Raw genomic sequence first — 4,112 nt, 5'->3', positions numbered from 1 at the left:
GCGCGCGCCCCCGCCCGCCCGCCGGCGCAGCGCGCCCCGCACCCCCCCCCCCCCCCCCCCGCCCCCCCGCCCCCCCCCGCCCCCCCCCCCCCCCCGCCCGGGCCGAAGAGCGAGACGGCCAGGGGGCCGAGGAACTCCAGGGCGCTCGCGGTGCCCAGCGGCAGATGCGCGACGGCCAGCATGAAGAACGCCATCATCCCGGCGGTGACCGCGCCCAGCCCCGCGCAGGCCAGGAGGTCCCGGCCGGCGAAGTCCCGGCGCCGGGGCCGCACGAGGATCAGCAGCAGCAGGCCCGCCCAGGCGAGGCGCAGCCCCGCGGTGCCGAGGACACCGAGTTGTCCGAAGAGCGGCACCGACAGCGCCGATCCCAGCTGGACGGTGGACATCGACGCCACACCCATAAGGAACCCGGCCCGGGCGGCCCCCGGGCGCGGCCGGCCCGGACCGGGCCGGGACGAGGACTCAAGCGGACTCATGAGGTCCAGTAGAAGGCCCCCGCACCGTTCGTGTCCACGTGTCGATCATGGACAATCCGTTCGGAGATCCTGAACAATCCCGGACATGGAGACACGGCGCCTGGACCTGCTGCTGGAACTGTCCCGGCTGGGGTCGATGCGTGCCGTCGCCGAGGCCGCCGGGACGACCACCTCCACCGTCTCGCAGCAGATCGCCACGCTGGCCCGCGAGGTCGGCGCCGCACTGATCGAGCCGGACGGGCGCCGGGTGCGGCTCACCCCGGCCGGCCGCCGGCTGGCCGAGCACGCGTCCGGCATCGTCGCGGCCGTCGAGGCCGCACGCCGCGACCTCGCACCGGGCGCGGAGCCGAGCGGCACGCTGCGCATCGCCGGGTTCGCCACCGCCATCCGCATCCACCTGCTGCCGCTGGTCACCGAGCTCGCGGCGAGCCACCCCCGAGTGAGCGTGCTGATCCGCGAGCACGAGCCCGCCGAGGCCCTGGACATGCTGGCCTCGGACGAGGCCGACCTCGCCCTCACCTACGACTACAACCTGGCACCCGCCGCGCACGAACCGTCCGTGCACGCGCTGCCGCTGTGGACCGCCCGGTGGGGCCTGGGCGTGCCCGCGCACGCCGGGACGGCACCCGGCACGGCCCTGGAGGTGTTCGCCCGGTTCGGCGCGCACGACTGGATCGGCAACTCGCGGAACACCGCCGATGAGACCGTCATCCGCACGCTCGCCTCGATGGCGGGGTTCGACCCCCGGATCACCCACCGGGCGGACAGCCTCGAACTGGTCCAGGGCATGATCACCGCGGAGCTCGGCGTCGGCCTGCTGCCGGTGGGCGTCCCCACCCGGCCGGCGGTCCGGATCCTGCCCCTCACCGGCCCGGACGTGGTGCAGCGGGCCTACGCCGTCGCCCGTCGCGGCCGCCTCGACTGGCCGCCGCTCGCCCTGGTGACCGGCCTGCTCGCCCGCCGCACCCGCCCGTCCTCCACGGCCCCGGCACCCGGCGCCCACTGAGCGCCCGGGGCCCGTCCGGACGGTCTCGGCCCGGGACGGAGCCGTGGCTCAGAACGCGTGCGGGCCGAAGCGGCCCCAGGCCACCAGGACGGTGAGGACGAGCAGCACGAGGTTGATGGCGATGGCCTGGTTCTCCTTGCGGCGGGCGTGCACGACGGCGGCGCCCGCCATCGTCACTGCGAGCCCGAGGGCCGCCCAGGCGACCAGGGCGGGTGCCACCCCGAACACGGCGGGCAGGATCAGGCCGAGCGCCCCGAGGACCTCGGCGCCGCCGATCGCCTTCACGGCGCCGGCCGGGTAGTCGCCGGCCCAGGCCATTCCGGCGGCGACGAGCTTCTCCCGCGGCTGGGCGAGCTTCATCGCGCCGGCGGCCAGGAAGGCGAGCGCGAGCACGCTCGCAATGATCCACAGGATGACGTTCATGGCGGGTTCCCTGCCTCGGATGACTTGAATCTTCAAGTGGAAGGTACGGCTCCATCGGTTGAAGCGTCAAGTCATCAGGCGAAGGTCCACACGGTCCGATCGGGCTCCGGCAGACCGGCCGGGCGGCGCGGACGGCCACGTTAGGGTGGGGGAATGGAGACGGACGAGCCCCGCTGGCTGGACGACGACGAGCGGGAGGCCTGGCTGGCGCTCGGCAGCATGGTGATCCGGCTGCCCGCCGCACTGGACCAGCAGCTCCAACGGGACGCGGGGATCAGCCACTTCGAGTACCAGGTGCTGGCCGGCCTGTCGATGGCCGCCGGACGGACCCTGCGGATGAGCGACCTCGCCGTCCTCGCCGACGGCTCGCTCTCCCGGCTCTCACACGTGGTGAAGCGGCTGGAGCAACGGGAGTGGGTGTACCGCACGCCGGACCCGGAGGACGGCCGCTACACCCTGGCGGTGCTCACCGATGCCGGGTACGAGAAGGTCGTGGCCACCGCCCCGGGGCACGTCGCGGAGGTGCGGCGGCTGGTGTTCGACCCGCTCACCCGCGCCCAGCAGCGGCAGCTGCGCGAGATCGGACGGCGGGTCAGCACCGCGATCGACCCGGACGGCTGCCCGGGCACCGGGGCCTGACGGCCCGTCCCCGTCGGGACGGGCCGCCATCCGGCGAGGGCTGCCGTCACGGCGCCCAGGGCGCGACCGGGCCGGCGTACGGGTACCGGATCGCGAGCCGGCGGGCCCGGGCACGTCGACCGGCGGCCTCGGCGGCGAAGGTGGCGCCCGCCGCGGAGGCGGCGGCGAGGCAGCAGAGCCCGGCCACGACCAGCCAGGCGATCGAATCCCGGAAAACCGCCCGCCAGGCCAGCGCCTGACCCGCCGCCACGGCCAGGGCGATCAGCAGCCGCGCCGGCAGGCGCAGACGCCTGGTCAGCCAGACCGACGCCCAGCCCGCCGTCGCGGAGGCGGAGACGATGACGAGGACGATGACGGCCAGTACTGCCAGCAGGATGGGAACGACCGCAATCACGAGGCACTCGCTCTCGCGCAGGCCCGCCGCACGGAACGACCGGCAGGACGGGCGGAAAGGTGGCACGGACCGAGGACTGCTCGGGCGGGCGCCGGGGCGTGGATCATTCTTGCAGAGGTTTTGAACGCGTTCAATACTGCCCTCGGCAGTGGGCCTCGGCATGCGTCGGCGTGCGGAGTGCGGCCGGAGGTGAGCGAATCGCCGTAGTGGCCGAGGGACCTGGAGGAGGCGGCCGTGGAGGGCTTCGATGCCGTCGCCGACGGGCTCTACGGGCTGCCGCCGCGTGACTTCGTCCCGGCCCGGGACAGTGCTGCGGCGCGGGCCCGGGAGGCCGGGGACCGTCCGCTCGCCGCACGGATCAAGGCGCTGCGCAGGCCGACCCTTGCCGCCTTCGCCGTGAACCGGCTGGTACGCAGCCGGCAGGAGGAGGTCGGGCAGCTGCTGGAGCTGGGCCGTTCACTGCGCGAGGCGCAGGCGTCGCTGGCGGGCCCCGCACTGCGCGAACTGTCGGCCCGGCGCCACCGGCTGGTGCCCGCCCTGACCGCCCGGGCGCGCGATGCCGCCGCCGACGAGGGCGAGCACCTCGGTGAGGCGCACCTGCGCGAAGTGGAACAGACCCTGCGGGCGGCACTGGCGAGCGAAGAGGCATCGGCCGCGCTGGCGGGCGGCCGGCTCACCGGCGCACTGGACGAGACCGGCGCGCTGGACGGCCTTCCCCCGTCGTCGGCGGAGGCCCGCACGCCGGCCCCGGCGAAGGCGCCGACGCCCGCGAAGGCCGCCTCAGCGCGGGCGGCCGGGGAATCCGCGAGGCGGGCGGCCACCCGGCAGGCACGGCGGGCGGTCACCGAGGCCGAGGCGGCGCTCACCGCCGGTGAGCGGGAGCGGACCGCCGCCCGTCGTGCGGCGGAGCGGCTGGAACGGCAGGCCGACCGGCTCGGTGCGGCCACCCGCGCGGCGGCCGAGGAGGCCGCGGCGGCCCGGGCGGCGCTGGAGCGGGCCGAGCAGGAGTTGGCGGACGCCCGCGAGGGGGAGCTGACGGCGGTCGGTGAGCGGGACGCGGCCCGGCGGCGCGCGGCCGGGGCCGGCGCGGCGGCGGTGTCCGCCCGGGGGGCCGCCGCCCGGGGCCGGGCCCGCCGGGCGGTGGCGGAACCGCAGGAGCGCGGAGGGGGGGCCC

General features: G+C 76.3%; 5 protein-coding genes and 1 pseudogene. 3 read left to right on the top strand and 3 right to left on the bottom strand.

What is annotated here, in order from left to right:
• Window positions 1–386 (bottom strand): annotated as a pseudogene (locus ACFV0G_RS36375) (EamA family transporter); the annotation flags it as partial.
• A gap of 175 nt (window positions 387–561) precedes the next feature.
• Between ACFV0G_RS36375 and ACFV0G_RS36370 the strand changes: the two are divergent.
• Window positions 562–1,482: a LysR family transcriptional regulator gene (locus ACFV0G_RS36370; RefSeq protein ID WP_380557158.1), complete on the top strand. Its 921-nt coding sequence runs from the start codon at window positions 562–564 to the stop codon at window positions 1,480–1,482.
• Window positions 1,483–1,530: 48 nt separating this feature from the next.
• Here the strand turns inward: ACFV0G_RS36370 and ACFV0G_RS36365 are convergent, their stop codons facing one another.
• Window positions 1,531–1,905 (bottom strand): DoxX family protein, encoded by a 375-nt coding sequence (locus ACFV0G_RS36365; protein ID WP_380557156.1) that lies wholly within the window; start codon window positions 1,903–1,905, stop codon window positions 1,531–1,533.
• Between the two features lie 153 nt (window positions 1,906–2,058).
• Here ACFV0G_RS36365 and ACFV0G_RS36360 point away from each other — a divergent pair, with 153 nt between their 5' ends.
• A complete protein-coding gene (locus ACFV0G_RS36360) occupies window positions 2,059–2,544 on the top strand; it encodes a MarR family winged helix-turn-helix transcriptional regulator (RefSeq protein WP_380557154.1) in 486 nt (161 codons plus the stop codon).
• Between the two features lie 46 nt (window positions 2,545–2,590).
• Here the strand turns inward: ACFV0G_RS36360 and ACFV0G_RS36355 are convergent, their stop codons facing one another.
• A complete protein-coding gene (locus tag ACFV0G_RS36355; RefSeq protein WP_380557152.1) occupies window positions 2,591–3,004 on the bottom strand; it encodes a hypothetical protein in 414 nt (137 codons plus the stop codon).
• A 168-nt stretch (window positions 3,005–3,172) separates the two neighbouring features.
• Here ACFV0G_RS36355 and ACFV0G_RS36350 point away from each other — a divergent pair.
• Window positions 3,173–4,112, top strand: a 940-nt coding sequence (locus tag ACFV0G_RS36350; RefSeq protein ID WP_380557150.1) for a hypothetical protein, incomplete at its 3' end; no start/stop codon positions are given.

The sequence above is a fragment of the Kitasatospora sp. NPDC059571 genome, assembly GCF_042735675.1.
GTDB lineage: Bacteria > Actinomycetota > Actinomycetes > Streptomycetales > Streptomycetaceae > Kitasatospora.
The sequence above is the reverse complement of the archived record's forward strand: the minus strand, read 5'-3'. Positions and strand labels throughout refer to the sequence as shown.

Bases quoted from the DNA above. Each gene is read 5' to 3' on its own strand.
- ACFV0G_RS36370 (WP_380557158.1), top strand. From the start codon at position 562: ATGGAGACACGGCGCCTGGACCTGCTGCTGGAACTGTCCCGGCTGGGG.
- ACFV0G_RS36365 (WP_380557156.1), bottom strand. From the start codon at position 1,905: ATGAACGTCATCCTGTGGATCATTGCGAGCGTGCTCGCGCTCGCCTTC.
- ACFV0G_RS36360 (WP_380557154.1), top strand. From the start codon at position 2,059: ATGGAGACGGACGAGCCCCGCTGGCTGGACGACGACGAGCGGGAGGCC.